The organism is Arthrobacter jiangjiafuii, assembly GCF_018622995.1.
GTDB lineage: Bacteria > Actinomycetota > Actinomycetes > Actinomycetales > Micrococcaceae > Arthrobacter_B > Arthrobacter_B jiangjiafuii.
Map to the genome: position 1 here is coordinate 2,225,037 of NZ_CP076022.1, position 25,467 is coordinate 2,250,503.

General features: G+C 67.9%; 29 protein-coding genes. 15 read left to right on the forward strand and 14 right to left on the reverse strand.

What is annotated here, in order from left to right; genetic code table 11:
* Complete coding sequence (locus KKR91_RS10445; protein WP_237687346.1) at positions 1 to 1,722, reverse strand: MDR family MFS transporter; 1,722 nt, start codon at positions 1,720 to 1,722, stop codon at positions 1 to 3.
* Between the two features lie 128 nt (positions 1,723 to 1,850).
* The gene (locus KKR91_RS10450) at positions 1,851 to 2,429 is read right to left on the reverse strand and encodes a DUF2087 domain-containing protein (RefSeq protein ID WP_210229330.1); all 579 of its coding nucleotides are present in this window, start codon (positions 2,427 to 2,429) and stop codon (positions 1,851 to 1,853) included.
* A gap of 102 nt (positions 2,430 to 2,531) precedes the next feature.
* Here KKR91_RS10450 and KKR91_RS10455 point away from each other — a divergent pair, with 102 nt between their 5' ends.
* A complete protein-coding gene (locus KKR91_RS10455) occupies positions 2,532 to 3,878 on the forward strand; it encodes a CoA transferase (protein WP_210229332.1) in 1,347 nt (448 codons plus the stop codon).
* 6 nt (positions 3,879 to 3,884) lie between these two features.
* On the opposite strand, the gene KKR91_RS10460 is transcribed toward KKR91_RS10455, so the two are convergent.
* The gene (locus KKR91_RS10460; RefSeq protein WP_210229333.1) at positions 3,885 to 4,226 is read right to left on the reverse strand and encodes a chorismate mutase; all 342 of its coding nucleotides are present in this window, start codon (positions 4,224 to 4,226) and stop codon (positions 3,885 to 3,887) included.
* Between the two features lie 39 nt (positions 4,227 to 4,265).
* The gene (locus KKR91_RS10465) at positions 4,266 to 6,554 is read right to left on the reverse strand and encodes an MMPL family transporter (RefSeq protein ID WP_210229336.1); all 2,289 of its coding nucleotides are present in this window, start codon (positions 6,552 to 6,554) and stop codon (positions 4,266 to 4,268) included.
* Between the two features lie 263 nt (positions 6,555 to 6,817).
* On the opposite strand from KKR91_RS10465, the gene KKR91_RS10470 reads away from it, so the two are divergent.
* The 4 genes from KKR91_RS10470 to KKR91_RS10485 all read left to right on the forward strand — a co-directional run bounded on the left by KKR91_RS10470 (position 6,818) and on the right by KKR91_RS10485 (position 9,536).
* Complete coding sequence (locus KKR91_RS10470; protein ID WP_210229338.1) at positions 6,818 to 7,267, forward strand: VOC family protein; 450 nt, start codon at positions 6,818 to 6,820, stop codon at positions 7,265 to 7,267.
* Between the two features lie 180 nt (positions 7,268 to 7,447).
* On the forward strand, positions 7,448 to 7,672 hold the full coding sequence (locus KKR91_RS10475; protein WP_210229802.1) for a mycoredoxin: 225 nt from the start codon (positions 7,448 to 7,450) through the stop codon (positions 7,670 to 7,672).
* 130 nt (positions 7,673 to 7,802) lie between these two features.
* On the forward strand, positions 7,803 to 8,888 hold the full coding sequence (locus KKR91_RS10480) for an S-(hydroxymethyl)mycothiol dehydrogenase (RefSeq protein ID WP_210229340.1): 1,086 nt from the start codon (positions 7,803 to 7,805) through the stop codon (positions 8,886 to 8,888).
* Positions 8,889 to 9,536, forward strand: coding sequence for an MBL fold metallo-hydrolase (locus KKR91_RS10485; protein WP_210229342.1), 648 nt, complete (start codon positions 8,889 to 8,891; stop codon positions 9,534 to 9,536). It begins immediately after the preceding gene.
* A gap of 12 nt (positions 9,537 to 9,548) precedes the next feature.
* Here the strand turns inward: KKR91_RS10485 and KKR91_RS10490 are convergent, their stop codons facing one another.
* Positions 9,549 to 9,929 (reverse strand): VOC family protein, encoded by a 381-nt coding sequence (locus tag KKR91_RS10490; protein WP_210229344.1) that lies wholly within the window; start codon positions 9,927 to 9,929, stop codon positions 9,549 to 9,551.
* A gap of 158 nt (positions 9,930 to 10,087) precedes the next feature.
* On the opposite strand from KKR91_RS10490, the gene KKR91_RS10495 reads away from it, so the two are divergent.
* Positions 10,088 to 10,909, forward strand: coding sequence for a DUF427 domain-containing protein (locus tag KKR91_RS10495; protein WP_210229345.1), 822 nt, complete (start codon positions 10,088 to 10,090; stop codon positions 10,907 to 10,909).
* 11 nt (positions 10,910 to 10,920) lie between these two features.
* On the opposite strand, the gene KKR91_RS10500 is transcribed toward KKR91_RS10495, so the two are convergent.
* Positions 10,921 to 11,724: a PIG-L deacetylase family protein gene (locus KKR91_RS10500; protein WP_210229347.1), complete on the reverse strand. Its 804-nt coding sequence runs from the start codon at positions 11,722 to 11,724 to the stop codon at positions 10,921 to 10,923.
* An 81-nt stretch (positions 11,725 to 11,805) separates the two neighbouring features.
* On the opposite strand from KKR91_RS10500, the gene KKR91_RS10505 reads away from it, so the two are divergent.
* On the forward strand, positions 11,806 to 13,236 hold the full coding sequence (locus tag KKR91_RS10505) for a lipase maturation factor family protein (RefSeq protein ID WP_210229349.1): 1,431 nt from the start codon (positions 11,806 to 11,808) through the stop codon (positions 13,234 to 13,236).
* Between the two features lie 42 nt (positions 13,237 to 13,278).
* Positions 13,279 to 14,154 carry an alpha/beta fold hydrolase gene (locus KKR91_RS10510; protein WP_210229351.1) on the forward strand — a complete coding sequence of 292 codons (876 nt, stop codon included), beginning with the start codon at positions 13,279 to 13,281 and terminating at the stop codon, positions 14,152 to 14,154.
* Between the two features lie 26 nt (positions 14,155 to 14,180).
* Here the strand turns inward: KKR91_RS10510 and KKR91_RS10515 are convergent, their stop codons facing one another.
* The 4 genes from KKR91_RS10515 to KKR91_RS10530 all read right to left on the reverse strand — a co-directional run bounded on the left by KKR91_RS10515 (position 14,181) and on the right by KKR91_RS10530 (position 17,623).
* Positions 14,181 to 15,023, reverse strand: coding sequence for a pullulanase X25 domain-containing protein (locus tag KKR91_RS10515; RefSeq protein ID WP_210229353.1), 843 nt, complete (start codon positions 15,021 to 15,023; stop codon positions 14,181 to 14,183).
* A 95-nt stretch (positions 15,024 to 15,118) separates the two neighbouring features.
* Positions 15,119 to 15,907, reverse strand: a complete 789-nt coding sequence (locus KKR91_RS10520; protein WP_210229355.1) for a lipoate--protein ligase family protein — start codon at positions 15,905 to 15,907, stop codon at positions 15,119 to 15,121.
* 9 nt (positions 15,908 to 15,916) lie between these two features.
* Positions 15,917 to 16,705, reverse strand: coding sequence for a thioesterase family protein (locus tag KKR91_RS10525; protein ID WP_210229357.1), 789 nt, complete (start codon positions 16,703 to 16,705; stop codon positions 15,917 to 15,919).
* Between the two features lie 81 nt (positions 16,706 to 16,786).
* On the reverse strand, positions 16,787 to 17,623 hold the full coding sequence (locus KKR91_RS10530) for an aldo/keto reductase (RefSeq protein ID WP_210229360.1): 837 nt from the start codon (positions 17,621 to 17,623) through the stop codon (positions 16,787 to 16,789).
* A gap of 159 nt (positions 17,624 to 17,782) precedes the next feature.
* On the opposite strand from KKR91_RS10530, the gene KKR91_RS10535 reads away from it, so the two are divergent.
* Positions 17,783 to 18,232: a VOC family protein gene (locus KKR91_RS10535; protein WP_210229362.1), complete on the forward strand. Its 450-nt coding sequence runs from the start codon at positions 17,783 to 17,785 to the stop codon at positions 18,230 to 18,232.
* A gap of 29 nt (positions 18,233 to 18,261) precedes the next feature.
* Here the strand turns inward: KKR91_RS10535 and KKR91_RS10540 are convergent, their stop codons facing one another.
* Positions 18,262 to 19,032, reverse strand: a complete 771-nt coding sequence (locus KKR91_RS10540) for an SOS response-associated peptidase (RefSeq protein WP_210229364.1) — start codon at positions 19,030 to 19,032, stop codon at positions 18,262 to 18,264.
* A 73-nt stretch (positions 19,033 to 19,105) separates the two neighbouring features.
* Between KKR91_RS10540 and KKR91_RS10545 the strand changes: the two genes are divergently transcribed.
* Both KKR91_RS10545 and KKR91_RS10550 read left to right on the forward strand, forming a co-directional pair.
* Positions 19,106 to 19,471 carry a hypothetical protein gene (locus KKR91_RS10545; RefSeq protein WP_210229366.1) on the forward strand — a complete coding sequence of 122 codons (366 nt, stop codon included), beginning with the start codon at positions 19,106 to 19,108 and terminating at the stop codon, positions 19,469 to 19,471.
* 73 nt (positions 19,472 to 19,544) lie between these two features.
* Positions 19,545 to 20,525 (forward strand): NAD-dependent epimerase/dehydratase family protein, encoded by a 981-nt coding sequence (locus tag KKR91_RS10550; RefSeq protein ID WP_237687347.1) that lies wholly within the window; start codon positions 19,545 to 19,547, stop codon positions 20,523 to 20,525.
* Positions 20,526 to 20,564: 39 nt separating this feature from the next.
* Here the strand turns inward: KKR91_RS10550 and KKR91_RS10555 are convergent, their stop codons facing one another.
* The gene (locus tag KKR91_RS10555; protein ID WP_210229370.1) at positions 20,565 to 20,711 is read right to left on the reverse strand and encodes a toxin-antitoxin system HicB family antitoxin; all 147 of its coding nucleotides are present in this window, start codon (positions 20,709 to 20,711) and stop codon (positions 20,565 to 20,567) included.
* A 186-nt stretch (positions 20,712 to 20,897) separates the two neighbouring features.
* Here KKR91_RS10555 and KKR91_RS17120 point away from each other — a divergent pair, with 186 nt between their 5' ends.
* The gene (locus KKR91_RS17120; protein WP_273544696.1) at positions 20,898 to 21,626 is read left to right on the forward strand and encodes a TM2 domain-containing protein; all 729 of its coding nucleotides are present in this window, start codon (positions 20,898 to 20,900) and stop codon (positions 21,624 to 21,626) included.
* 39 nt (positions 21,627 to 21,665) lie between these two features.
* On the opposite strand, the gene KKR91_RS10565 is transcribed toward KKR91_RS17120, so the two are convergent.
* On the reverse strand, positions 21,666 to 22,136 hold the full coding sequence (locus KKR91_RS10565) for a MarR family winged helix-turn-helix transcriptional regulator (RefSeq protein ID WP_210229371.1): 471 nt from the start codon (positions 22,134 to 22,136) through the stop codon (positions 21,666 to 21,668).
* 74 nt (positions 22,137 to 22,210) lie between these two features.
* On the opposite strand from KKR91_RS10565, the gene KKR91_RS10570 reads away from it, so the two are divergent.
* From KKR91_RS10570 to KKR91_RS10580, 3 genes are all read left to right on the forward strand, one after another.
* Positions 22,211 to 22,954 carry a maleylpyruvate isomerase family mycothiol-dependent enzyme gene (locus tag KKR91_RS10570; protein ID WP_210229373.1) on the forward strand — a complete coding sequence of 248 codons (744 nt, stop codon included), beginning with the start codon at positions 22,211 to 22,213 and terminating at the stop codon, positions 22,952 to 22,954.
* Entirely contained in the window at positions 22,920 to 23,267 is a 348-nt protein-coding gene (locus KKR91_RS10575) for a DUF1304 family protein (RefSeq protein ID WP_210229375.1), read from the forward strand. The genes KKR91_RS10570 and KKR91_RS10575 overlap by 35 nt, the downstream gene beginning before the upstream one ends.
* A 94-nt stretch (positions 23,268 to 23,361) precedes the next feature.
* Entirely contained in the window at positions 23,362 to 24,195 is an 834-nt protein-coding gene (locus KKR91_RS10580) for an SDR family oxidoreductase (RefSeq protein WP_210229377.1), read from the forward strand.
* 16 nt (positions 24,196 to 24,211) lie between these two features.
* Here the strand turns inward: KKR91_RS10580 and KKR91_RS10585 are convergent, their stop codons facing one another.
* Positions 24,212 to 25,360 (reverse strand): ABC-2 transporter permease, encoded by a 1,149-nt coding sequence (locus KKR91_RS10585; RefSeq protein WP_210229379.1) that lies wholly within the window; start codon positions 25,358 to 25,360, stop codon positions 24,212 to 24,214.
* Positions 25,361 to 25,467 lie beyond the last annotated feature (107 nt).

Below are 25,467 nucleotides of genomic sequence, written 5' to 3' on the forward strand. Positions count from 1 at the left end.
TCACGGCCTTCCCGTCCGGGCTTCCGCGCCTGCCGCCAGCCGCGGGGTTTCGGAAAGTGGAATCTGTTGGATGAAAAGGGTCAGGATCAGGCCCGCTCCCAGAGCGGGGATGCCGAGCAGGAAAATCGGCGGCAGCGCGTCGCCAAAGGCCCGGGCGATAAAGTCCTGCACCGGTTCCGGCAGCATCTTCAGCTCCGCGGGACTGATCGAATTGACCCCGTTGCGCAGTACCCCCGAGGCCTGTGCCGGGGCATCCGCCACCTGGTCGTTCAGCCGCTTGATGAAGAAGGAGCCGTAGACGGCGATCCCCAGCGAGCCGCCCATCTGCCGGAAGTAGTTGGCCGAGGAGACCCCGGTGCCCATATCCTGCGCGGGCACGCTGTTCTGCACGATCAGCACCAGGTTCTGCATCAGCGCGCCGATGCCCAGGCCCAGCACGAACATGCCCAGGGCAGTGAACCAGTACGGGGTGGTGTTGGAAATCCGCGAGAGCAGCAGCAGGCCTACGATCATGACGGCGGCGCCCAGGACCGGGTAGATCTTGTACTTGCCGGTCCGGGAGATCAGCTGCCCGGTGCCGATTGAGGTCAGCAGCAGCCCGGCGGTCATCGGCAGCATCATCAGCCCGGAGACGGTGGCGGAGGCGCCGTTGACCATCTGCAGGAAGGTGGGCAGGTAGGAAATGCTGCCGAACATGGCCAGCCCCACGGACAGCCCCACCAGGGTGCAGACCAGGAAGTTGCGGTTCCCGAACAGCCGCAGGGGCAGGATCGGCTCGGCGGCACGCAGCTCCACCGGAATAAAAACGGCAACGCCGACGGCGGCAAGCACTCCCAGCCCCAGGATCTGGGGTGAGGTCCACGGGAAGGTGGTTCCGCCCCAGCTGGTCAGCATCACCAGCGCGGAACTGGTGAGTGCCAGCAGGGCGGCCCCGGGGTAGTCCAGCGGCGGCCGCTGCCCCGTGCGGGCCGGCAGGTGCAGCGAGGTGATGATGACGGCCAGGGCGATGGCGCCGAGGGGAAGGTTGATGTAGAACACCCACCGCCAGGACCAGTACTCGGTGAGATAGCCGCCCAGCAGCGGTCCGCTCACCGAGGCCAGGCCAAAGGCGGCACCGATCAGGCCCATGTAGCGGCCGCGCTGCCGGGCAGAGACGACATCGCCGATGATGGCCTGCGCGCCGATGATCAGCCCGCCGCCGCCTACGCCCTGCAGGGCGCGGTAGGCGATGAGCTCGGCCATGCTGTGGGCCTGCCCGGACAGGGCCGACCCGATGAGGAACACGACTATGGCAAACACGAAGATGTTCTTGCGTCCCAGCAGGTCGCCGAGCTTGCCGTAGATCGGGAGCCCGATCGTAGAGGTGAGCAGGTAGGCGGTAATGACCCAGGACAGATGGTCCAGTCCCTGCAGGTCCCCCACGATGGTGGGCAGCGCCGTCGCCACTATGGTCTGGTCCAGCGCCGAGATCAGGACGGCAAAGATCAGTCCAGTGAAAACCAGCACAATCTGACGGCGGGAATGCGGCGCCGGCGCTTCCCCGCTGTGTGCTGCCGGCTGCCCGGGGCCCGTGCTTTCTCCGCGTACCGGCGGCTGCGGCGGGGCGGCCAAGGTATCTGACGGCGAGCGCCGGTAGGACGACGCCGGCGAGCCCAGGTCCGTTGCGCTACGGGCGGCGGGGTGGGTGGGTTCGGCACCGTGCGCATTGAATCTGGCGGTCAAATGACGCCTCCTTGGAAGCCGTCGTCCTGCTGGCCCGCGAAGCTGCTGCCAGGCCCGTGCACTGAGCACGGCACCTTCCATCAGACGCCACGCCTCGGTGCGAGTCAACGGTCCGCTTGGCTGGCGCCCTAGGCGAACTCCCATCCGTCGGCCGGCCGCGGGGCAGAAAGCCAGTAGCGGGATCCATCCCGGTTGCGGGACACTATGCCCTCGTCCACCAGGCACCGGCGCACGGCTGCCGGATCGGCCGAATACTCCGCGAGCCGTTCGGTGATCATTCGTTCGTCCAGCACGGGCAGCTCCCCCTGCGGGGCCTGGACCGTTTCGAAGACGTGCCCGGCGATGTAGTGGAGCAGTTCCAGCCGGTCAGCCTGCCGCCGGGGAAGGGAGCCGATCTTGCCGTTCACCAGGAACCGCCGTACGGAGGTCTCGGTTGGTTCCCTGCCGCTGGCCAGCAGCCGGGTGAACACGCCGCTCACCGGCTGTACGTCGCAGGCTCCGGAGGAGACGAGCCCGGCCTTCTGCAGGGCGGCGAGGGATTTGCGCTCCCGGGTGTCCAGCTCCTGGCCGTCGAGCGGAGTACCGCGGCCGGCCGCGGTGATGATGCGCGCGTACAGCCGGAGCCTGCGCTCATCGGCGAGCGCCGCGGCGACGGCCCGCCACTGTTCCGGCGCGGCTTCCGGCGCTGCCGGTTGCTCCTGGTCCACGAGTGCTCCCCCTTTTGCCCGGCGGGTCGAACGCCCCCGGCGTGTCAGTACCGTACCCTACTGTGCCTGTGGAAAGACTGTGCCCGTGGAAAGGAACCTCTGATGGCCTTGGAGTCCGCGTATCCCGTACGTGCCTTCGCCGGCTGGGCGGTGCGGCAGGCCGCCGACGCCGCCGTCGGGCTTTCCCGCCGGCTGGGCGGAAGCACAACCGGATCCGACATCGACCCGGACCTGGCGCTGGCCTGGTTTGCCGGCTCCTTTACCCCGCAGGGCTGGAGCATCCCGCCACCCTGGGACCCGCTGGCCGGCGACTACCCCGGCGCGGGCGGCTGGATCCGGCTGCACACCAACGCGCCCCATCACCGGTCCGCCGCGCTGGCAGCACTCGGGCTGCCGGTTGACCCGCTGCCGGGCCGTGACACGGTGTCCGCCGCCGTCGCCGGCCGGGAGCCGGAAACACTTGAACGCGCAGTGGTCGCCGCCGGCGGCTGCGCTGCCCGGATGCTCACTGCACTCCAGTGGACAGGCCATCCGCAGGGAAACGCGGTGAACCAGGAACCGCTGATTGACTGGACCCGCGTCGGAACGGCTGCGGCGCCTGCTCCGGCGTCATCCCCGGAGCGGCCGCTGGCCGGCGTGCGGGTGCTGGATCTGACCCGGATCATCGCCGGACCGGTGGCTACGCGGTTCCTTGCCGGGCTGGGCGCCGAGGTGCTGCGCATCGATCCCCCGGGATGGGAGGAGCCGGCGTCGGAAGCGGAGCTGACCCTGGGCAAGCGGTGTGCCCGGCTGGATCTGGCCTCCGCAGCCGGGGCCCGGCGCATCCGGGAGCTGGTGGCCGGTGCCGACATGGTGGTGTCCGGTTACCGCAAGGGTGCGCTCGCCGGGTTGGGGCTGGATTCGGCGCGGCTGCAGCAGTTGCGGCCGGGGCTGGTGGAAGTCGCCTTGAACGCCTATGGCTGGACCGGGCCGTGGAGCGGACGGCGGGGGTTCGATTCGCTGGTCCAGATGAGTTCAGGCATTGCCCACGCGGGAATGCTGCATTTCGGTACCGATGCCCCGCGGCCGCTGCCGGTCCAGGCGCTGGACCACGCCACGGGATACCTTGCCGCTGCGGCAGCTCTGCGGGCGTGGCTGCTTCGCCTGGACGGCGGGGTCTTCGCGGCGCGGCTTTCGCTGGCGCGCACCGCTGTTCAGCTGCAGCACATGGCCGGCGCCTGCACCTCCGCGCAAACTCCCGGCCGGGCAGCAGCGGCACGGCAGGGCTCTGGAAAGGAGTCCGGGCAGGAGGGAGGGATCCCCTCGTTCGAGCAGGTTCAGGAGCAGACGTTCTGGGGTCCCGGCCGGCGCCTGCTGCCGCCGGTCCGGTTCACGGGCTGGGGCACGGTGCCGCGCCTGGCCTGGGACGTTCCGGCCGGCCCGCTCGGTGCCGCCGCTCCGCAGTGGTGAGTACAGCTAGCTGCGTGAGAAGGCGTCCAGCTTGGCCTGGCGTTCGGACTCGTGCCGCACCTTGAGCTCGTAATCGATAAAGGCGTCGATCATGGCCCGGTAGGTGGCCTCCACGACAGTGGGGTCGCCGTCCTGGGCTTCGGCCGTGGCGCGCACATGCTCAAGGACTTCCTCGACCCGGGCCGGAGCCTTGACCTCGGCGTCGTTTTCCTTGAGTGACCCGGCGAGCCGGACCAGCCGTTCCCGCCGCCAGATCAGCGCCACGATCTCCTCGTCAATCTCGTCAATGGCGGTGCGCACGTCGTCGAGCTGGCAGGTCATGGATCGTTGGTGATCAAGGGTTTCCATGCCATTAGCCTAACGGGCCGGCCGTTGCCCCCGGTTTCCTCACGGCGCGAAGTCCTTCCCGGCGTGCGCGGGAACTCCGCGGCGGTGAAGTCCGCGCGGCGGCCGGGAAAGACGCGAAGGCCACCAGATGCTGCGGCCAATGTCATAGGACAGGGCCGGCACCAGCAGCGAGCGCACCACCAGGGTGTCCAGCAGCACGCCGAAGGCAACGATGAACGCCAGCTGCGCCAGGAACAGGACGGGAATCACGCCCAGGGCGGCAAAGGTGGCGGCCAGGACAATGCCGGCGCTGGTGATGACGGACCCGGTGATCATCAGCCCGCGGATCACCCCCTCGCGGGTGCCGTGCTGCAGGCTTTCCTCCCTGACCCGGGTCATGAGGAAGATGTTGTAGTCCACTCCCAGTGCAACCAGGAAAATGAAGCCGAACAACGGCACCGCCGGGTCCGCACCGGGGAAGTCGAAGACGTGGTTGAACATCAGGGCGGAGACCCCCAGGGTGGCGCCGAAGGACAGCAGCACGGTCAGGATCAGCAGGACCGGGGCCAGGATCGAGCGCAGCAGGAGCATCAGCAGGAACAGGATGACCACCAGCACCACGGGGATGATCAGGTTCCGGTCGTGAATGGCTGCGGCATTGGTGTCGATGGTGGTGGCGGTCTCTCCACCGATCAGCACATCGTTGATGCCTGCGACGGCGCCGCGCATGTCATCGACCGTCTGTTCCGCGGCGTCCGAGTCCGGCGGGTCGGTCAAGGTGGCTTCCAGCAGCACCTTTCCGTCCACCACCGTGGGCGCCGCAGCCGCTCCGGGAACAGGTGAGGGCTGGACGCCGTCGGCCGTCACCGGAAGCGAACCGGCAGGGGTCCCGGACGCCTGGACCGTCAGGGTGTCCACGCCGGACACCCCCAGGACCGCGCCGGCGACGTCGTCGAGATCCCCTTCGGGCGCCACGATCAGTACCGGGCTGCCGGAGCCGGACGGAAAGTGCTCCCCCAGCACCTGCTGTCCTTCCTTGGCCGACGTCTCGCCCAGGACAAAGTCGCTCTGCGGCACGCCGGAGGCGCGCAGCTGCAGCATCCCCGTCACCGCGAGAAGCAGGAGCACCGTGGGGATGACCCATACGCGCCGGGGGTGGGCCTTCACGGTGCGGGCCACCCGGGGCCAGATGCCGTTGCGCGCGTCGCCGTCGCGGTCCGGATGCCGGGAGCCGTAGAGCGGGCGGCGGGGCCAGAACGCCGCCCGTCCGGTCAGCATCAGCAGCGCCGGGAGGAAGGTCATGGCCGCCAGGAAGGCGAAGCCGATACCGATGGCCGCCACCGGCCCCAGCGCCTTGTTTGAATTCAGGTCGCTCAGCAGCAGGCAGAGCAGGCCGGCGGTGACCGTAGCCGCGGAGGCCAGCACCGGTTCAAAGGTGCCCTTCAGGGCGGCCAGGGTTGCATCCCACCGGCCTGGGTGATCACGCAGCGACTCCCGGTATCTGGAGACATAGAGCAGTGAATAATCGGTGGCCGCCCCGATGCCGAGGATGAACAGGATCCCCTGCACCTGTCCGTTCACCGCGAGGGCACCGGCCCTGGCGAGGTAATAGACCACCAGAATCGCAGCCGAGAGGGCAAAGACGGACGTCAGCAGGACCAGCACCGGCAGCAGCGGTGACCGGTAAACCACCACCAGGATCACGAACACGGCGATGACGGCCACCAGCAGCAGCGAGGTGTCGATGCCGCCGAAGGCTTCGGTGATGTCCGCCAGCTGCCCGGCCGGCCCGGTGACGTACCCGGAAAGTCCGGCGGGAAGGCCCTCGGTGACCGCGGTCCGCAGGTTTTCCACGGTGGTGGCGGCGTCGTCGTTGTCCGCCACCGGAACGAAGATCTCCGCGGCCTTGCCGTCGTTCGAGAACTGCGCGGGCGACACGCCTCCGGCCACCCCGGAGACGCCGGACAGGGCCGGGACCCTGCCGTTGATATAGGTGCGGTCGGCGTCGGTGAGGCCGGCGTCGTTCACGTAGACAATGACCGCCGGAACGGCGTCGCTGTCAGTGAATTCAGCCTGCAGGTCAGCGACCTGCGTGGCCGCGGAACTGGCGGGCAGGTAGGAGCTCTGGTTGTTGTCCACCACCTCGGAGATCCTGCCGAAATACGGACCGCCGAAACCGCCCACAACAAACCACATGAGGATCAGGACCACGGGGACCAGGAAGCGGGCCCAGCCGGTGCGCCGGTCGGGCTGCTCCTCATCGGAGCCGGCGCGAGCACCGGCGACCTGGCCGGGACCGCTGCCGGCCCGGTGGCTGCCGCCCTGGCGGCGGGGGACTGAAGGATTCATGGACAGCGGGGCCTCTTCCATCACGCAAGGCGCTGTCCGCGGACGTGGCGCCACCGCATGCGGACATTACCTCCATGACAGCCCGGGCCCCGCGGCGGCGTCAATGGTCCTGTTGCAGGGAGTGGACAGGATCTGCTGATTACCCTGCCCTGGACTGGTCGTGGGCGGATACGGAAACGTCAGCAAGGTCATGGAACAGGGGTTTGTGTCGTACCGGCCATTGAATGCACGTTTGGTTCGATGGCAATGGCAAGATCGGGAAGGTGAAACCCCAACTCTCCGTCATCACCGTCGGCGTCCGCGACCTTGAAGTCACCTACGCCTTCTATTCCTCCCGCCTCGGCTGGACCGCCGCCTCGTACGTGCCTGAGGAAGTCATCTTTTACCAGGTCGGCCACGGGCTGCTGCTGGCCTTCTTCCGGCGCGATCACCTGGCCGCCGAGGCCGGCGCCATGGGCGAGGCCAGCCAGGCACCGATCACCCTGGGCCACAATGTCGGATCGCCGGCGGAGGTTGATGCGGTGCTCGCCGGTGCCGCCGCGGCGGGCGGGCTGATTTCCGCCCCCGGAACCCAAATGAGCTGGGGCGGCTACTCGGGCTACTTCACCGACCCCGACGGCTACCGCTGGGAGGTCTGCTACAACCCCGGGCTGTCCGTGGACGAGAGCGGAAACGTGCGCATCGACGCCATCGCACCCGAGGATGCGCCCTAGGGGCGCCAAGACGCCTGGCCGCCGGCAAGAGCCTGCCAGCGGGGCAACACCGGCACCGCGGGGGAATTGAACCGGGCCCGCCGCGGTTGTACCAAGCAGTCCCTGTTTTCTACACGCAAAGGAGCGCCCTTCGTGGCTGCCACAGCAGAAGCCTTCACCCCCGCCGCCGGTTCCATCACTATGTTCTCCACCACCTGGTGCGGATACTGCCGCCGCCTGAAGTCGCAGCTGGAGACCGCCGGGATCGGCTACACCGAGGTCAACATCGAGGATGTGGAAGGCACCGCGGAGCTGGTGGCCCAGATCAACGGCGGCAACCAGACCGTACCCACGGTGATCTTCCCGGACGGCTCCTCCGCTACCAACCCGTCCGCGGCCGAGGTCAAGTCCCGCCTGGGCGTCTGAGAACCCCAAGGATCCGGGGCGTTCCCCGGTTCACGTCAACTTCGCGCACGGCCATCCTGCTTCATAGGATGGAATGCGGAACGCCGGACATCGGCGTTCCGCCCGGACATTCGAGAGGCAGCACCCGCATATGGTTCACAAGGTTCAGGCAGTAGTCGTCAAGGAAAAGAACGCCCCGGTCTCATTGGAGACCATCCTGGTTCCGGATCCGGGCCCCGGAGAAGCACTGGTGGACATCCTCACCTGCGGTGTGTGCCACACCGACCTGCACTACAAGCAGGGTGCCATTAATGACGATTATCCGTTCCTGCTCGGCCACGAAGCCACCGGCGTCGTAGCCGCCGTCGGACCCGACGTTACCGAGGTTGCCCCCGGTGACCGCGTGGTCCTGAACTGGCGTGCCGTCTGCGGCGAGTGCCGCGCCTGCCGCAAGGGCGAGCCGCAGTACTGCTTCAACACGCACAATGCCACCCAGAAGATGACCCTGGAGGACGGCACGGAGCTGACCGCCGCCCTGGGCATCGGCGCGTTCGCCGAGAAGACGCTGGTTGCTGCCGGCCAGTGCACCAAAGTGGACGACGACGTCGACGCGGCCGCGGTGGGCCTGCTCGGCTGCGGCATCATGGCCGGCATCGGTGCCGCCATCAACACCGGCGAGGTGAAGCGCGGGGAATCCGTGGCCGTCATCGGCTGCGGCGGCGTGGGCATTGCCGCCGTCGCCGGCGCACAGCTGGCCGGCGCCACCACCATCATCGCGGTGGACATCGACGCCAAGAAGCTGGAGCTGGCCAAGGCGCAGGGCGCCACGCACGTGATCAATTCCAAGGAAGAGGATCCGGTGGAAGCCATCCGTGCCCTCACCTCAGGCAACGGAGCAGACGTCGTCATTGACGCCGTCGGCCGCCCCGAAACCTACAAGCAGGCCTTCTACGCACGCGACCTTGCCGGCCGCGTGGTCCTGGTGGGCGTGCCCAACCCGGAAATGAAGATCGAACTGCCGCTGGCGGATGTGTTCGGCCGCGGCGGATCGCTGAAGTCCTCCTGGTACGGCGATTGCCTGCCCTCGCGTGACTTCCCGATGCTCGTGGAGCAGTACAAGCTCGGACGGCTGGACCTGGACGCGTTTGTCTCCGAACGCATCGGCCTGGGCGACATCGAGGAAGCCTTCACCAAAATGCATGACGGTAAGGTCCTGCGCTCGGTAGTGGTGCTCTAAATGGGCGTGCATATCGACAACGTCATCACCTCCGGAACCTTCTCGCTCGACGGCGGCACCTGGGACGTGGACAACAACGTCTGGATCATTGGCGACGACGCGCAGGTCATCATCATCGACCCGGCCCATGACACCAACGCGGTAGCCGCGGCAGTGGGCGACCGCGAGGTCCAGGCGATCCTGCTCACCCATGGCCACGATGACCACATCCGTGCCGTAGGCGAAGCCCGCGACCGGTTCAGCGCACCGGTGTTCCTGCATGCGGCGGACCGGATGCTCTGGGACGCGGTGTTCCCCGATGAGGGGCCCGACGGCGAAATTGAAGACGGAGACATTTTCGAGGTCGCCGGTGTAACCCTGCAGGCGCTGCATACCCCGGGGCACTCCCCCGGTTCGGTGTGCTTCCTGCTGGCCGCCGATGCCCCCGGCGACGGCGCCCCGGTGGTGTTCAGCGGTGACACGCTGTTCAACGGCGGTCCGGGAGCCACGGGACGCTCCTACAGCGACTTCCCCACCATCATCACCTCCATCCGGGAGCGGCTGCTGACGCTGCCCTCGGAAACACGGGTGCTGACCGGGCACGGCGAGTCCACGACGGTCGGCGCCGAGGCACCGGCGCTCAACGATTGGATCGCCCGCGGCCACTAAGGGCCTGGGCTCCTACTCGCTTTGGGGCGGCTCGTCCTCAATCACGGAGAGGATGTTTCCGGCAGGGTCCCGGAACCACGCGATCGTGGGGCCGGCCTGCCGGAAGATCCCGTCCTCGCCCACCCCGTCAAAATGGACAAACTCCACGCCCCGGCCGGAAAGCTCACTTACGGCGGCCTCCACGTCCGGTACCGGAAAATTCAGGACCGTATAGGTGGCCGGGGTGTGGTTGTCCTTGGGATAGACAAGGATGTTCGCGCTGCCTTCGGGGTGCAGGAACAGCATCCCGTTGGCTTCGGAGACCGGAACGCCCAGGACCTGCCCGTAAAAGTTCCGGGCGGCCGGGATGTCGTTGACTGAGAATCCACTGAAGGCACTGCTGTTCTCAAGCATTTGGTACGCCTTTCCGGGTGCCGTTAGTCCCTTCCGCGCACCCGCGGAAGGGACTGCAGATACTGATGATGCTAGGCCTGGACAGGCGGGAGTTACAGGCCCTGCGCCGGTAACCGCAAGGCCTTGATTGCCGCCCGGCCCCGCCGGACACTGGAGCCATGGCACTGCAGATCAGCCCCGCATTTTGGAAGTTCATCCCGCAGCTGCGTTACGAACCCACGCCGCGGCGCATCCGGGCCCAGCTCGGAGACAACACCATCGTTGATTCCCACAACGCGTTCCTGGTGTATGAACCCAGGCGTGTCACCCCGATTTACGCCGTCCCGGCGAAGGATATTGCTGCCGATCTCAGGGTCCCGGCCGCCGCCCCTGCTGAGGATCCGATGGCCGGCATCCCGCCGGGTGCACCGATGGATCCACGCTATCCCTTTGCCGCGCATACAACGCCGGGGCAGCCGCTGGACGTACACGCGGGAACGCATGAGCTGCCGGCTGCGGCGTTCCGGCCCGAGGACCCGGATCTGTCCGGTCACGTCCTGCTGGATTTCGGCGCCTTCGACCGGTGGCTGGAAGAGGACCAGGTGATTGAGGGGCATCCCCGCGATCCGTTCCACCGGGTGGATGCCAGGGAATCCTCGCGGGCCGTGCGCGTGCATCTGGGCGGGCAACTGCTGGCCGAAACCCGGGAGCCTTTGTTCGTCTACGAGACCATGCTGCCGGTGCGCACCTATTACCCCCGGGGCGACGTCGATTGGGATGCCCTGGGCGCTTCCCTCACCCAATCGGTGTGTCCTTACAAGGGCACCGCTTCCTATTGGTCCGTCCGCGGCCGGCCGGAGGGAACGGATCTGGCCTGGTCCTACGAAAAGGTCCTGCCGGACTCCGAGCAGTTGAAAGACCGGGTGTCCTTTTTCGACGAACGCACCGAGGTCTACGTGGACGACACCAAGCAGGAAATCGATTCCTTCTTCCGGTTCTGAAGGCCCGGGGTTCAGTCCAGGCCCTCGAAGACGTCCCCCAGCACCGGAGCGCCAGGCTCCCGCGGCGGCCAGGCCATAACCAGCGGCTCGGTGCCAACGGTGCGCGCCCAGCGGGCATCCTCTTCCGCTTCCGGCGGCACCCCCGGTGAAACGACATGGCGCTGGGTCCGGTGTTCCATTAATCCGGCCACCACCCGGTGGGCCACGGCGCTGACGTCCACCTCAATGCCGATCTCCTCGTCCGGAACCGGATGCACGTCGTACATCCGGCCTGCGTCCCAGGGCGCCAGTCCGCGCCTGATCCGGCCGCGGTTCCAGCGTTCCCAGGTGGACCGGCGGACACCGCCGTGCACCAGCCGCCGCAGCCCCGGACCGCCGCCGCGCAGCCGGGAAAAAGCCGCATCAGTGGCCGCACCGACGGCAATATGGTCGGGATGGCCGGTGAGCCCATCCGGGCCGAAGGTCGCCACGACGTCGGGCCGTTCCTGCGCCAGGATCCCGCCGATCCGCTCGGCCAGCTCGTCGAAGGGAACCTGCCCCACCGCGCCGTCGTCGTAACCCAGCCATTCGTGGCGGTCCGGCGGCCGTCCGTGGGCCATCCATGCCGCGTCCATTTCGCGCCGCCGGATGCTGCCGAGCGCCTCGTTGACCGGCGGATAGGCAGGATCAATCTGCCCGGCGCCGCCGTCCGTGGCATGGACCAGGATGAAACGGAAGCCGGGATCGTTCTCATGCAGCGCCACTGTCCCGGCCAGGCCGTATGCGTCGTCATCCGGGTGGGCGACAATGAGGGCCAGGATGTGGGATCCATCCATTTGGGCACCTCCTGGAAAGAGCTGCGGAGTTTTCCGCCACCGCTCCCAGCCTAGGACTCCCGGCGCTACCGTAGGTGTGCCATGGAGCTTTTTAGCGCGGAGGGATACGAATTTGCGCGGCAGGTGCTGCAGCGGGGCATCGCCGCCGTCTACCTCATCGCCTTCATCTCTGCCGCCAATCAGTTCCCCGCGCTTCTGGGCGAACACGGGCTGCTCCCGGCACCGCGCTTCCTGGAGCGGGTCAGGGGCCGCGGCATTCCCACGCTCTTCCGGTGGCATTATTCGGACCGCTTCCTGCTCGCGGTGGCCTGGGCCGGGGCGGCGGTGGCAGCGCTGCTGGTGGCCGGCCTGCCGCAGGCCGGCCCGCCCTGGCTGCCCCTGGCTGCCTTTTTGCTGATCTGGTTCCTCTACCTGTCAATTGTGAACATCGGCCAGACCTTCTACGGCTTCGGCTGGGAGTCGCTGCTGCTGGAGGCCGGGTTCCTGGCCGCGTTCCTGGGCTCCACCGAGGTGGCTCCCCCGGTGACCGTGCTGTTCCTCTTCCGCTGGCTGGTGTTCCGGCTGGAATTCGGTGCCGGGCTGATCAAAATGCGCGGAGACCCGGTGTGGCGGAACCTCACCGCCCTGTACTACCACCACGAGACCCAGCCGATGCCCAATCCTGCCAGCTGGTTTTTCCATCACCTGCCCAAGCCCCTGCACAAGGCGGAAGTGCTGGGCAACCATTTTGCCCAGCTGGTGGTGCCGTTTTTCCTATTCTTCCCGCAGCCGGTGGCCGGGATCGCCGCACTGGTGGTGATCGGAACCCAGGCCTGGCTGGTGCTCTCCGGGAACTTCGCCTGGCTTAATATCCTGACCATCCTGCTGGCCTTCAGCACGGTGGGTGACTCCACAATCCAGGCGCTGCTGCCCGGAGCACGGTTTTCGGCGCCGGACCCGTCGGCAACACCGGTGTGGTTCGCCGTCGTCGTCCTCGCCGTGACGGCGCTGATGCTCTATTGGGCCTGGGATCCGCTGCGGAACCTGTTCAGCCGCGACCAGCTGATGAACGCCAGCTTCAACCGCTGGCATCTGTCCAACGCCTACGGCGCGTTCGGGTCCATCACCCGGATCCGGAACGAGGTGGTGATCGAGGGAACCCTGGACGAGCCCGGACCGGCCGCGCAGTGGCGCGAATACGGCTTCAAAGGCAAACCCGGGGATCCGGCGCGGATGCCGCGCCAGTTTGCGCCGTACCACCTGCGGCTGGACTGGCTGATGTGGTTCCTGGCGCTGGGCGCCTCGGGCGGATCCTGGTTTCCGGTGCTGGTGCAGAAACTGCTCGACGGCGATCCGCGCACCTTGGCGTTGCTGCGCACCGATCCTTTTGCCGGGATCCCGCCGCGTTGGATCCGGGTGCGGGTGTACCGCTACCGTTTTTCCACCTGGGCGGAACGGCGGGCCGAGCGGGTGTGGTGGGTCCGGGAGCCCTCCGGCTTCCTGCTGGAGCCCGTCCGCCGGCCGGAGGCCTAGGGACCCTACCGCGCCCGGTTACCGGGATGGCAGACTTGCCAGATGAGCCCTGTCGGGAGCCTTCCGGCCCGCTACCCCTTCACCGATTCCGGCACCGGAGAGCGGGATGACCCCCTGCCGGTGGTGTTCATCCACGGGCTCTGGCTGCATGCCAGCAGCTGGGACGCGTGGATCGAACTGTTCCGGGACCGGGGCTATGACGCGATGGCACCGGGCTGGCCGGGTGAACCCGGGTCCCTGACGGCGGCCAACGCCTTCCCCGGGCCGATGGCCCGCACCGGGGTCGGGGAGGCGCTGGCCCACTATGAGGGCTTCATCGCCGGGCTGCGGCGTCCTCCGGTGCTGGTCGGCCATGGCCTGGGCGGGCTGCTGGCCCAGCAGCTCCTGGCCGGCGGCATGGCCGCCGGAGCCGCTGCCATCTCACCTATCCGGTTCCGGGGTGTGCTCCGCCCGGCGCCGGCGCAGCTGCGGTCGGCACTGCCGGTGCTGTGGAATCCGCTGAACCGCAGGCGGATCCTGCGCCAGTCGCCGCAGCATTTCCACCGCGACGTTGCCAACACCGTCTCGGAACGCGAATCCAATGACCTGCACGCCACCTGCGTGATGCCCGCCCCGGGCCGGCCGCTGTTCCAGAGCGCAGCGGCCAACCTCAATCCGTTCAGCCCGGTCCGGGTCGACACCGCCGCGGCCCGCGGTCCGCTGCTGCTGGCCGGCGCCAGCGAGGACCGCACCGTGCCGGCGTCGGTGGTGCGGGCGGCAGCGCGCCGCTACCGGTCCTCGGCGTCGTCCACCGAATACGCCGAGATCGGGGGCAGCGGGCACTCGCTGGTCATCGACCACGGCTGGCGGATTACCGCCGAAACCGTGTTGGCGTTCCTGTCCCGGCATGGCCTGACGCCGGAGGCAGAGGACCGCTAGACCGGCCGGGGCAGTGAAGCTGGGCTTCAGACGCCGACGTCAGGTTTGGTGACCACCAGATGGGTGGCATGGTCATACAGGAACGTCAACGGTCCGCCGGCGTGCTGAATGTCCAGGTTCGCGCCGTCGCGGTGTCCATCCTGCCCGTAGTTCTCATCCCAGGACCCGTTCAGCGCCACCTTGAATTCATAGTGGCCGGCCGGAAGGTCCGCGGTGAGGTTCCACAGCTCGTCACTGCGGTCGAATTTCATCTGCAGGTCCCCGCTTGCCGGGTCCCAGTCCGCGCAGCCAAGGGCGCGTCCCACGGTTCCGGCGAGGACGACGGCGTCAGGCTGCGGGAAGGAGGGCTGGACCGGGTGCATTGTCCGGTGGGCCCCGTGCTGCTCCTGGGGCATTTCGGGGGCCGCGGCCTCGAGCAGCGCTTCCTCGATGACCTCCTCGGCCGCGGCATCGGCAGCCGGCCTGCCGGCGCCCTTGGCACCGGTTCCGCTGACGGTTCCGCCGGCGGGGCTGCTCCCGGAGCCTTTCGGAGCCACACCCTCCATGGCTTCGAGCAGTGCGTCGGTTTCCGGGAAATCTTTCAGCGCCTGCCGTCCATGGGCGGTGATGCTCCAGCCCGCCCGGCCCTCCTTGGTAATCCAGCCGGCCTTGACCAGCTTGGCGGATGCGGTGGACAGGGCGCGTTCACCGCGGGCAGCACCGCCGGCGAGGATTTCCTCTTCCCTGCCCTCAAGCGGCACCCGGGTTAGGGCGGCCGCCAGCACCTCCCCGCGGCTGATCCGGCGCTTGGCCGAGGGATCCTCGGCGGCAAGGACCTCCAGGACTGCCTTGAGCCGGTGGGCGGTGTTCTTCATGGTGTTCTGGGCCAATGTGTTTCCTTCGTCGCGGTGTCAGGGCCTGCTACTAAGCTTACTGATCGGTTTGACCAAGCGGTGTCCGGCCGGCGGCGTCCGGCCGGGCAGGATCAGGCTACGGGACGGTGCACGGCATCCGCCAGCGCATCAAAACCGCCGAAGGCCAGCGGTGAGTACCCGGCGTAGGCCTGGATCAGCGCGGCCTCGACAGTGTCCAGGTCCAGTGCTGAAGCCTCGGCGGCATCTTCGGCAGCGCCGGCCGTGCCGGGATCCCAGTCCAGTCCCAGGGCGGCGTAAACGTCCGTCAGGACCCGGCGCAGGGGTGCGGCATCCCGGATGACGAGTACCGAGGAAAAGAGCCAGGCTCCGGAGACCACCCGCTGGGCCGTTCCCACCAGCTTGATTTTCCGGCCCGCAGCCGTGGTCCCGTGGACGGTGAACTCCCCCGGGCAGTATTCACCCGGAATCTCCCCCACTGCCGCGTCCACCCCGGCATGGCGCAATGCCGAGGCGTACAACTCAGCGAAGGCAGCGAACCGGCCCCGGGAACCGGCCACCGCCTCCATCCCGGGCTCCACATGGTCCACGACCAGGCAGCCCTGGTGATAAGCGGCGGCACGGCCGCCGGCCTTGCGGACCAGCGGCACAAAGCCCTGCTGCCGGCAGGCCCGGGCGGCGTCGTCGAACCCCGGAAGGCGGGCATCGCGCTGCCCCAGTGCCACGGTGGGCTGGGGACGGTACAGGCGCAGCGTCGGCCCCAGCCCACCGGTCTTGGCGGCGGCCAGCATCTCAACGGCAAATCCAAGGTCCTCCGCGGCACCCAGCGTATGCTCTTGCCGCACCACGGTCAGCCGGGCCGGCCCTGCACCGGCGGCGCTGCCCGGCGTCTGGCGCAGCATCGCCTGCCCCTAGGCCTGCGCGCCGAGGCGCCGCACCGTCAGGATCTGCTCGCTGCGGCCAAAGGGCCCATTGGTGTCGTGCAGCACTGAAGACGTCAGCCCAATGCCGTCGGTGCCGAAGGTGACCCGGGTGTCCAGGCCGAGCCACTGGCCTTGCGGTGCCCGGTGGAGGTGGATCTGCAGGTCGACGTTGGGAAACATGTAGCTGTCTCCGCCCGGCGGAACCCTGGTGGCAATGCCGTTGGCTACATCCACCAGGCCCACCAGACGCACCAGGTCGCTGGTGGGCTCCCCGTCCACCATCTCGTAGGGCGTGCGGATCCAGACCTGGCCGCGCCCGGGGCGCAGCCCGTCAACCCCGCGGAAGTCGAGGGAACCGATGAAGTTCCCGGGCCATTCGGTCATGCCGCTGACGCCGGAGAGCCCCTCAGGCCCGGGCATCGACGAATCTTCCACGGCCGCCACCTCCGCGGTGGACCCCAGCGCCAGCCGCCAGGCGGTGGCGCGCACCGCCGTGCGGCCGCCAGCGATCAGCTCGGCTTCAAGCAGCTCGATGGTCCGTCCGGGCCGGATCACCTTGGTCCGGATATCAAAGGTTCCGCGGGGAATGATGCCCAGAATGTCGTAGCTGATCCGGGCCAGGCGCATATCAGGACGGGGGCTGCAACGTTCCAGGGCATGGGCCAGGAGTCCCGAGACCGGAGCCATGTGCTGTTCGTGGTCATTCCAGGCACCCTGGGTATGAAGGGTGGATTCAAAGCTGTCCTCGCCCAGGGCGCGGTAATACGACTCGGCCACAGATGGCCCTCCTTGCGGTTCAGGTTTGGAACTCAGGCTACCTCAGCATGCCCGCTGAACCGGCCCGCTGCGCCGCCGCGCTCAGTACTGGCTGAACGCCGCGGTGGCAGGATCGGCACCCAGGCGCCTGCCGGCGTCGAGCTCATTGATCTGTTCCATTTCCTGCGGGGTCAGCGCAAGGTTCACCGCTTCGAGATTCTCCCGGATCCGCTCCGGCGTGACCGACTTGGGGATGGCAATATTGCCCGAGGCCAGGTGCCAGGCCAGGACCACCTGCGCCGGGGTGGCGGCGTGCCTCCGGGCAATTCCGATTACCGCGTCATTGTCCAGGTCCTCGCCCTGGCCCAGCGGACTGTAGGCCTCCACCGCCATGCCATGCCGCCGGGTGGCATCGGCGAGCGCCCGCTGGGCGAACGTGGGATGCAGTTCAATCTGGTTGACCGCCGGCGGGACATCGGCGTCCCGGGTGAGCTCCTCCAGATGGGCGGGCAGGAAGTTGGAAACCCCGATGGCCCGGGCCAACCCGTCCGAGTAGATTCCTTCCAAGTCCTTCCACGCCCGCAGGAACAGCCCCTGGGACGGAACCGGCCAGTGGATCAGGTACAGGTCGATCTGCTCCACGCCCAGCGCTGCCCGGCTTTCCTCGAACGCGGCACGGGCCCGCCCCTGGTCGCCGTTGCGCAGTTTCGTGGTGATGAAGAGGGCCTCACGGGGGATGCCGGAGGCGGCGACGGCGGCACCTACTCCTGCTTCGTTCCGGTAGGCAGCAGCGGTATCAATGTGCCGGTAGCCCGCCTCCAGCGCACTCTCGACCGCCTCCCGGGTGCCCTCCTCCGGAATCTGGAAGACACCGAACCCCAGCTGTGGAATCCGCACGCCGTTGTTCAGGGTCAGTCCGGGAACATGTTCAGGAATCATGGCTGCCTCTCGGTCGTTTCTGCATTCCACCCTAGGCACCCCACGGGGCGGCCGGAAGGAATACGGCTAGGAACCGGCTGAAGGCAGGAGGGATAATCGGCAGCATCGACCCGCACGGCTGCCGGGGACCGGGGCAGCCCGACCTCGAAAGGAAACACCATGAGCAGCGAAATCAGCCCCTACCTCTCCTTCCGCGACTCCGCCCGCCAGGCGATGGAGTTTTACCAGTCCGTTTTCGGCGGTGACCTCGGCATCAGCACCTTCGAGGAATACCAGGTCAGCGAAGACCCCTCCGAGCAGGACAAGGTGATGCACTCCCGCCTGGTCACGGACAACGGCATGGTCCTGATGGCCGCGGATGTGCCCAACCGCATCGATCTGACCCCGGGCACGAATTTTGCAGTGTCGCTCAGCGGTGAAGACGAGGACCAGCTGCGCGGCTACTGGGACAAGCTGATCGTCGGCGGCTCCGCGGACATGCCACTGGAGCAGGCCCCCTGGGGCGACAGCTTCGGCATGCTGACGGACCGTTTCGGCGTGAGCTGGATGGTCAATATCGCCGGCCCGGACGCCGGCCAGGGCCCGACGTCGGAGGCAGCTCCCAGCTAAAATCCCAGCCCGGGCGCCCCCGGACCGGGCTAGAGCCCCGGAAGGGTGGCCGGGCCACCCGCCTGGCCCTCTGCATCTGCCGGAAGGATCAGTTCGGCACCGTTGTTCCGCACCGAGTTCACCAGCGGCGAGACCACCCGCGGCGTGAGCACCGGTTCCGGCATGGCGTCCAGCAACTGCTGCACCTCGGTGCCTTGCGTGGTGCGCGGATCCAGCCAGTCGGCGTACATGTCCGGCGGAACAATCAGCGGGGTGCGGTCGTGGATGTGGCCCAGCGCGTCGCTCGCTTCCGTGGTGATGATGGTGACGCTGAGCAGCCACTTGTGCTCATGGTCCTCGGGCAGCGCCGGGTCGGGCCAGAACTCGTACAGGCCGGCGAAGGCCAGCGGATCCTCAGCCGGGGAATAGAGATAGGTCGGAATCTTGGTTCCGCCGGACTTCTCCCATTCGTAATAGCCGTCCGCGGGCACCAGTGCGCGCCGTTTGACCGCTGCCTTGCGGAAGGAGGGCTTTTCCAGCACGGTTTCCCGCCGGGCGTTGATCATCCGGGCGCCGATTTTCGGATCCTTGGCCCAGGCCGGCACCAAACCCCATTTGGCGGTGGTCAGGCGGCGGACGGTGTCTCCGCCCGCGCCGCCGTCGCCGGCTTCATGGCGGCGTGCACGCTCGGTGACAATGCGCACATCATCCGTGGGGGCCACATTCCAGGACGGAGCCAGGTCCTCCCCCACCGCCTGCTCGGCGGCGAAGGCTGCCACCAGGTCCGATGTTGCCTTGGCCATCACGTAACGTCCGCACATGGTTCCATTGTGCCTGCCCGGGAAGCCCCCGGCCGAGCGCCAAGGATATTCGAATATATGTTCTACTTAAAGCATGGACCAGGATGCAGCGGCACGGCTCGCTGCCCGCTATGCCAGGCGCGCGGAGCCGATTGAACTCACTCCCGAGGAACTCGACTTCGAGCACCATCCCGCCACTACCTCGGTGCCGGGAATTCCCGTCTGGGCCTGGATCCGGTTTCCCAGTGCGGCTGAGCGCGTCAAGGGCGAGGCCTGCACCTGGAACGCCAAGGCGGTGCAGGTGCTGTGGACCGACGCGGGCACCCGGCGGGCCACCTGGGTCTGGGCTTCGGCGGTCACCCGGCGCACCAGCGGCGGCCGGAAGACCGGCCTCGGCGAGCGCACCGGGGGTCCGGGACCGAACGGGCCGGGACAGCAGCCGCCGGCTGCGGCAGAATAGGCCCCGGCGGCACACGCCGTCCGCGGGGCACCGGTACCGGGCCTGCGCCCACCTTCAGATGCCAGGAGCGCACGTGGATCTTCTTCTCATCGGCGGCACCGGCGTCATCAGTTCAGCCGTGGCGGAGCACGCCGTCGGGCTGGGACACCGCGTTACCCTCCTGAACCGCGGCACCTCCGCCGTGCGGCCGGTTCCGGCCGGAGCCGAAGTCCTGCACGCGGACATCCGTGATGTGCCGGCCGTGGCCCGCGTCCTGCAGGGGCGGGAGTTCGACGCCGTCGCGGACTTTATCTCGTTCGTTCCGGAACAGCTCGCGGCCGGCATGGACCTGTTCCGTGGCCGCACCGGGCAGTACGTGTTCATCAGCTCCGCTTCGGCGTACCAGAAACCTCCGGCCCGCCTGCCGATCCTGGAGTCCACCCCCCTGCGCAATCCGTTCTGGCAGTACTCCCGGGACAAGATCGCCTGCGAGGACCTGCTGGTCGCCGCCTACCGCGCCGAAGGCTTTCCCGGAACCATCGTCCGGCCTTCGCATACCTATGACCGCACCAAGGTTCCGCTCATCGGCGGCTGGACCGACCTGCACCGGATGCGCGCCGGATTGCCGGTCCTGGTGCCCGGTGACGGCACATCCCTGTGGACGCTGACGCACAGCCGTGACTTCGCCAGGGGCTTCACCGGACTGCTGGGGCGCGGAGCGGCGGTGGGTGAGAGCTACACGATTACCTCCGACGAGTTCCTGCCCTGGAATCAGATCTACCGCGTGCTGGCCGAGGCCGCCGGCGTGCCCGAGCCGCTGCTGGTCCACGTCACCTCGGACGCCATTGCCGCGCACGATCCGCGGCGCGGTCCGGGCCTGCTCGGAGACAAGGCCCATTCGGTGATTTTCGATAACTCCAAGATCAAAGCCCTGGTTCCCGGGTTTTCGGCCCGGATCCCGTTCGCGGAGGGTGCGGCGGAAATCCCCGCTTGGTTTGACGCCCATCCCGGGGAGCAGCGGGTCGACCAGGACTATATGGATCTCTCGGATCTGCTGGCCGGCGTGGCGTCCTGACCGGGAAGCGGCGTCCTGACCGGGAAGGTGAAGGGTTCCCTAGGACAGGTGGCTGCGCCGGTTGCGGTGCTCCAAGAGCAGCCGGACTCCGTTGACCACCAGGGTTTCCACCGGCACCCCCTGTTCTTCAGCCAACTCCTCCAGCTCCCGTCCCAGTTTCGGCGGGATCCGCAGTTCAATATCCATGCCTTAAATCGTATCGGCGTCTGGCGGTCCCCTTGACCGCTCCGCTGCGGAGCGGTCTCCGGACCGCCGTGCTGCTGACTGCTAGAGTGCCAAGAGAACCGACGGCGGCCGCAACCGCACCCCCGCCGCCGGTGACCACATCAGACTTTGCCGGTCCTTTATGGGGGAACGCAGCGAGAGGAACGCATGTCAGAGAACACGCCCGGACCCGTACAGGGCGAGGGACAACAGCCGGCTTTCGGAGCCAATGGCACCGAAGACCAGAACACCGCCACGGCTCCTGCCGGCACACGCCCTGCAGCGGCACCGGCCCCACAGGCCCTCAATCTGGCCAAGGAAGGCAGCGATCCGGCAGAGCGCCGGGAGTCATCCCCCGCCCCGGCGGAGCAGGGCTCTTCGGTGTATCCGCCGCCCCCGGGCCAGCAGGGCGACCCGCAGCCCGGAGTCCAGGGCCAGCCCGGAGAACAGTATTACCCCGGAACACAGGGCCAGCCGGGCCAGCAGCCGGGTGCGCCGTACTACGCCGGCCAGGGCTACCCGCAGCAGGGTGCGCCGGGGGCGCAGTACTATCCCGGAACCCAGGGCCAGCCAGGTCAGCCGTACCCCGGCCAGGGCTACCCGCAGGCAGGCTACGGCCAGGCCCCTTATGCACAGGGACCCTATGGACAGGGCCACCCGGTACAGAAGTCCCGTCTTGTCGCAGGACTGCTCGGCATCTTCCTGGGCGGGCTCGGCATCCACCGCTTCTACCTTGGACACACCGCGCTGGGCATCACCCAGCTTGTCCTGACCGTGGTGCTGGGCATATTCACCCTCGGACTGGTAGGCCTGTGGGGTTTCATTGAGGGCATCATGATCCTGTGCAACGCCCAGGTCTTCCGCACCGATGCCAGGGGCATTCCGCTGCGGGATTAGCCCGCCAGCCTCGGTGCCGGCTACGCCACGCCGGCCGGTTCACTGCCGGTCCGCGTACGGATCGGTGACCTCGCGCAGCCGAAGAAGGGTGGTGCGCAGCCTGTTATAGGAGGCCGCACCCAGGTGCCCGCGCCACTCGTCTTCGACGGCCTGCACCGTCCGTGCTGCCGCCGCAACCGCGGCGGCACCGCGGTCGGCAACGCAGACCAGCCGTGCCCGCCCGTCAAGGGGATCGGCAATCCGGTACACATACCCGGCATCCTCCAACGCCTGGACCAAAACGGCGGCCGTTTGCTTGGTGATCCTGGCCTGTTCCGCCAAGGCGGTCAGCCGGGTGCCCTGCGCCCCCACCCGCTGGAAGACCCGGGCCTGCGCCAGGGTCAAGTCTGCGAACCCCGCCTGGTGCAGGGCCTCGAAGACCCGCGCTTCCATGGCCCGGTACGGCAGGTAGAGCAGCAGCCCGGTGTTGGGGCCGGGATCGGGCGCCTCTTCCGGCTGCGGATTTGTCATCTCCACCCCTCGACATTAGTCAGTCATCCTGATTGAATTTAGTCAGAGTTTAGTCCTATCCGGGGAGGCCCGTCATGAGGCCAGCGGTTCCTACCGAGCAATTGTGGCAATGGACCCATGCCGAGCGGCGCCGCCTGCTGGGCCTGCTCGAACAGCTCCCGGAACAGGACTGGCAGGCTCCGAGCCTGTGCACCGGATGGGAGGTCCGGCACGTGGCAGCCCACGTAGCCTCCTCCCCCGCAACCCGGCCCGCCGCCGTCGTCGGCGCCCTCCTGCGTGGCCGCGGCAGCTTCAACCGTGCGCTCTATCTGGAAGGCCTCCGGCTCGGGTCACGGCCGCCGGCGGCCATCTTGGATGAACTGCGCCGGTACGACGGCGCCCGCACCCGCCCCTTCGTCACGACCCGATGGGATCCGCTGGTGGACATCCTCGTCCACAGCCAGGACATCGCCGTGCCGCTGGGCCTGTCCCACCCGATGCCGACGGCTCCGGCCACGGCAGCTGCGGCACATGTGTGGGCCGCACCCTTTCCGTTCCGGGCCCGACGGCGGCTGCGCGGTTTCCGCCTGTCCGCCACGGATGCCCAATGGTCTGCGGGCAGCGGCCGTGCCGTCCGCGGACCCATCGCCGCCTTGCTGCTCCTGCTGACGGGACGTTCCGCGTTGCTGTCGCAGTTGGAGGGCGAAGGCGCGCAAACCCTGGTCCGCCGGCAGCTCCGCCCTCCCGGCTCCCGCCCCACCGGAGTGCATCATGAACGTCCTGGCACAAACCCTTACTGGGCTGATGGCCCTGATCCTGACCACCATGTGGGTCCTTGAAACCTTCTTCAACGGATCCCGAAACCTCTACTCCATCTTCCGCACCGAGCCCGGCGACGTCGCGGCGGTCCGCATGTGGGCCGTCAACGTCGGTTTTGTGAACCTCTGCTTCGCAGCCGGCCTGGCCGCGGGGCTCTGGCTGATTAATTTCGGCAACACCGATGTCGGCAGCGGTGTCCTCCTCTTTTGCCTCGGGAGCCAGGTGGTCCTCGGCGCCGTCCTGTACGGCTCGAACCACTACCTCTGGCGCGGGGCGCTGGCCCAGTCCCTGCTGCCGCTGACGGCGCTGATCTGCTGGGCGGCGCTGGGCTGACCCGTGGCGGGAGCTGGTACCCTCCGGGAGGCGGGCTATCCTCAAAGCAACCGGGCAGCGTCCTGCACCCGAACCCTGCGAACAATGGAGCGTCATGGCATCTGAAGTATTGGTCATCATCGGCATGGGCGGCATGGGCCAGGCGGTCCTCCGCCGTTCAGGATCAGGGCGGAAGGTGTTGCTCGCGGACTTCAACGAATCCCTCTTGGAGGCCTCTGCCGCAACCGCGCTGGGTGAGGGATTCGACGTCGTTTCCCAGGTTGTCGATGTCTCTTCCCGGGATTCGGTGGCGGCGCTGGCTGCGGCCGCGGCAGAACTCGGGTCGGTCACGCAGGTGGTCCACACGGCCGGCCTCTCCCCCGTCCAGGCCCCGGTGGAGGCCATCTGGAAGGTCGACCTGATCGGCGTCGCGCTGGTGCTGGAGGAATTCGAGAAGGTCATCGCCCCGGGCGGTGCCGGCGTCGTCATCTCCAGCATGTCCGCCTACATGGCCGGCGGCAGCATTCCCGCCGATGTCCTGGCCAGCCTGGCCACCGTTCCGGTCGATGACCTGCACCTGATTCCGTTCATCGGCGGCATTGAGAACCCGGGGCATGCCTACAGCATCGCCAAGCGCGCCAACCAGGTGCGCGTGCAGACCGCCAGCCTGCGCTGGGGTGCCCGCGGAGCGCGGGTGAACAGCATCAGCCCGGGCGTGATTTCCACCCCGATGGGCCAGCAGGAGCTCGCCGGGGAATCAGGTGCCCAGATGCGGGCCATGATCGAGGGCTCCGGAACCGGACGGGTAGGCACTCCGGGCGACATTGCCAACGCCGTCGCCTTCCTGCTCGGCCACGACGCCAGCTTCATCACCGGCATGGACCTGCTGGTCGACGGCGGCGCCGTTGCCGCCGTCGACACCGGCCAGCGCAGCCGCGTCGCCGGCTGACACTGACCAGGTTTTCCTAGGCAGCGATGCCTTCTTCGTCCTCCCGGACCCGGATCCCTTCGTCAGAAAGCCGGGTCCGGCGGACGCTCCAGCGATGGGTCAGGACCAGCAGCACCGCGCCGCCTGCCAGCCACAGGCCGAGCTTCAGCACGTCAATGCCGAAGGACTGGCCCGGGAAGTAGACGATGCTCTGCGCGGCGTGCAGCCAGGCAGCGCCGTTCCAGAAGGTTCCCAGAGCCGCAAAGAAGGGCGGCAGCGTCTCGGCCGTGAAGATGCCTCCACAGCTGGTGAAATTCAGCATCACGAACAGCAGCGTCAGCGTGGGCGTGGTCCACTTCCGCAGGACCGGATGCAGGGCGATGCCCAGCAGGGTGATCGTGGTGACGTAGAACCAGGACAAGAGCCAGATGCTCCACTGGCTGTGTTCCAGGACCCCGTAGACAGGTCCGGCGATGACCACGCCGATGCCCGCAATTACTACCGAAGAGCCGGCGGCGACGGCGGCCCGCCAGAGGATACTGATCCGGCTGGCAACGGCGGAAATGGCCACGGCACTGGAGTACGCACCGACGCTGAGGCCCACAAGCAGGAAGAACAGGCCCTGGGACGTCGGATCGTGCTCGTTGGTGGGAACCACATCCACGATCTCCAGCGGCAGGTGCTGGTCAAAGGCAATGGGCTGGAAGATCTTCTTGGCCACTTCGGCCGTTGTCGCGGAGGCCGCAGAGGCCAGGTACAGCGTGGCGTCCTCACTGCCCGGCTCGTACGCCGCTGACAGTTCGCGGTCCGTGAGGAGGTGACGGGCGGTTTCCGGGTCCTCCACCACCCGGACATCCAGCCGGCCCGGCTCGGCGTCGTTCAGCTGCTGGGCGAAAACCTGCGCCGACGTTCCCGAGCCGACGACGCCCAGTGCCATGTGGTTCGGTTCCGGCTGGTGGAAGGCACCAAGGTAGGCCAGGCCCATTCCCGCAGCCAGGAAAAACGGAATCAGGATGTGCAGGCCCAGGTCCCGCCAGAAGGCGGCCGGCGGGAGGCTGCGGCCCGGCGCCGGCCGGGCCGTTCGGTCCGCCGCCGGCGCAGTCGGCGCGGGATCCAGCGAGGGCCCCGACGGCAGTTCCGTGAGGACTATCTCAGTGGATGATGCGGAACTGTACGGAACGGGCATGGGACCTCTCTGGGGCTGGCGGATGCGACTCCGGCTCGAATGTTGCACTATGCAACATAAGACATTGTTGCACAATGCAACTGACAGCGATGACGCGGACAGCCGGA

Bases quoted from the DNA above. Each gene is read 5' to 3' on its own strand.
- KKR91_RS10455 (WP_210229332.1), top strand. From the start codon at position 2,532: ATGGCCTTGGAGTCCGCGTATCCCGTACGTGCCTTCGCCGGCTGGGCG.
- KKR91_RS10460 (WP_210229333.1), bottom strand. From the start codon at position 4,226: ATGGAAACCCTTGATCACCAACGATCCATGACCTGCCAGCTCGACGAC.
- KKR91_RS10465 (WP_210229336.1), bottom strand. From the start codon at position 6,554: ATGAATCCTTCAGTCCCCCGCCGCCAGGGCGGCAGCCACCGGGCCGGC.
- KKR91_RS10475 (WP_210229802.1), top strand. From the start codon at position 7,448: ATGTTCTCCACCACCTGGTGCGGATACTGCCGCCGCCTGAAGTCGCAG.
- KKR91_RS10480 (WP_210229340.1), top strand. From the start codon at position 7,803: ATGGTTCACAAGGTTCAGGCAGTAGTCGTCAAGGAAAAGAACGCCCCG.
- KKR91_RS10485 (WP_210229342.1), top strand. From the start codon at position 8,889: ATGGGCGTGCATATCGACAACGTCATCACCTCCGGAACCTTCTCGCTC.
- KKR91_RS10490 (WP_210229344.1), bottom strand. From the start codon at position 9,929: ATGCTTGAGAACAGCAGTGCCTTCAGTGGATTCTCAGTCAACGACATC.
- KKR91_RS10495 (WP_210229345.1), top strand. From the start codon at position 10,088: ATGGCACTGCAGATCAGCCCCGCATTTTGGAAGTTCATCCCGCAGCTG.
- KKR91_RS10500 (WP_210229347.1), bottom strand. From the start codon at position 11,724: ATGGATGGATCCCACATCCTGGCCCTCATTGTCGCCCACCCGGATGAC.
- KKR91_RS10505 (WP_210229349.1), top strand. From the start codon at position 11,806: ATGGAGCTTTTTAGCGCGGAGGGATACGAATTTGCGCGGCAGGTGCTG.
- KKR91_RS10510 (WP_210229351.1), top strand. From the start codon at position 13,279: ATGAGCCCTGTCGGGAGCCTTCCGGCCCGCTACCCCTTCACCGATTCC.
- KKR91_RS10520 (WP_210229355.1), bottom strand. From the start codon at position 15,907: ATGCTGCGCCAGACGCCGGGCAGCGCCGCCGGTGCAGGGCCGGCCCGG.
- KKR91_RS10530 (WP_210229360.1), bottom strand. From the start codon at position 17,623: ATGATTCCTGAACATGTTCCCGGACTGACCCTGAACAACGGCGTGCGG.
- KKR91_RS10535 (WP_210229362.1), top strand. From the start codon at position 17,783: ATGAGCAGCGAAATCAGCCCCTACCTCTCCTTCCGCGACTCCGCCCGC.
- KKR91_RS10540 (WP_210229364.1), bottom strand. From the start codon at position 19,032: ATGTGCGGACGTTACGTGATGGCCAAGGCAACATCGGACCTGGTGGCA.
- KKR91_RS10545 (WP_210229366.1), top strand. From the start codon at position 19,106: ATGGACCAGGATGCAGCGGCACGGCTCGCTGCCCGCTATGCCAGGCGC.
- KKR91_RS10555 (WP_210229370.1), bottom strand. From the start codon at position 20,711: ATGGATATTGAACTGCGGATCCCGCCGAAACTGGGACGGGAGCTGGAG.
- KKR91_RS17120 (WP_273544696.1), top strand. From the start codon at position 20,898: ATGTCAGAGAACACGCCCGGACCCGTACAGGGCGAGGGACAACAGCCG.
- KKR91_RS10565 (WP_210229371.1), bottom strand. From the start codon at position 22,136: ATGACAAATCCGCAGCCGGAAGAGGCGCCCGATCCCGGCCCCAACACC.
- KKR91_RS10570 (WP_210229373.1), top strand. From the start codon at position 22,211: ATGAGGCCAGCGGTTCCTACCGAGCAATTGTGGCAATGGACCCATGCC.
- KKR91_RS10575 (WP_210229375.1), top strand. From the start codon at position 22,920: ATGGCCCTGATCCTGACCACCATGTGGGTCCTTGAAACCTTCTTCAAC.
- KKR91_RS10580 (WP_210229377.1), top strand. From the start codon at position 23,362: ATGGCATCTGAAGTATTGGTCATCATCGGCATGGGCGGCATGGGCCAG.
- KKR91_RS10585 (WP_210229379.1), bottom strand. From the start codon at position 25,360: ATGCCCGTTCCGTACAGTTCCGCATCATCCACTGAGATAGTCCTCACG.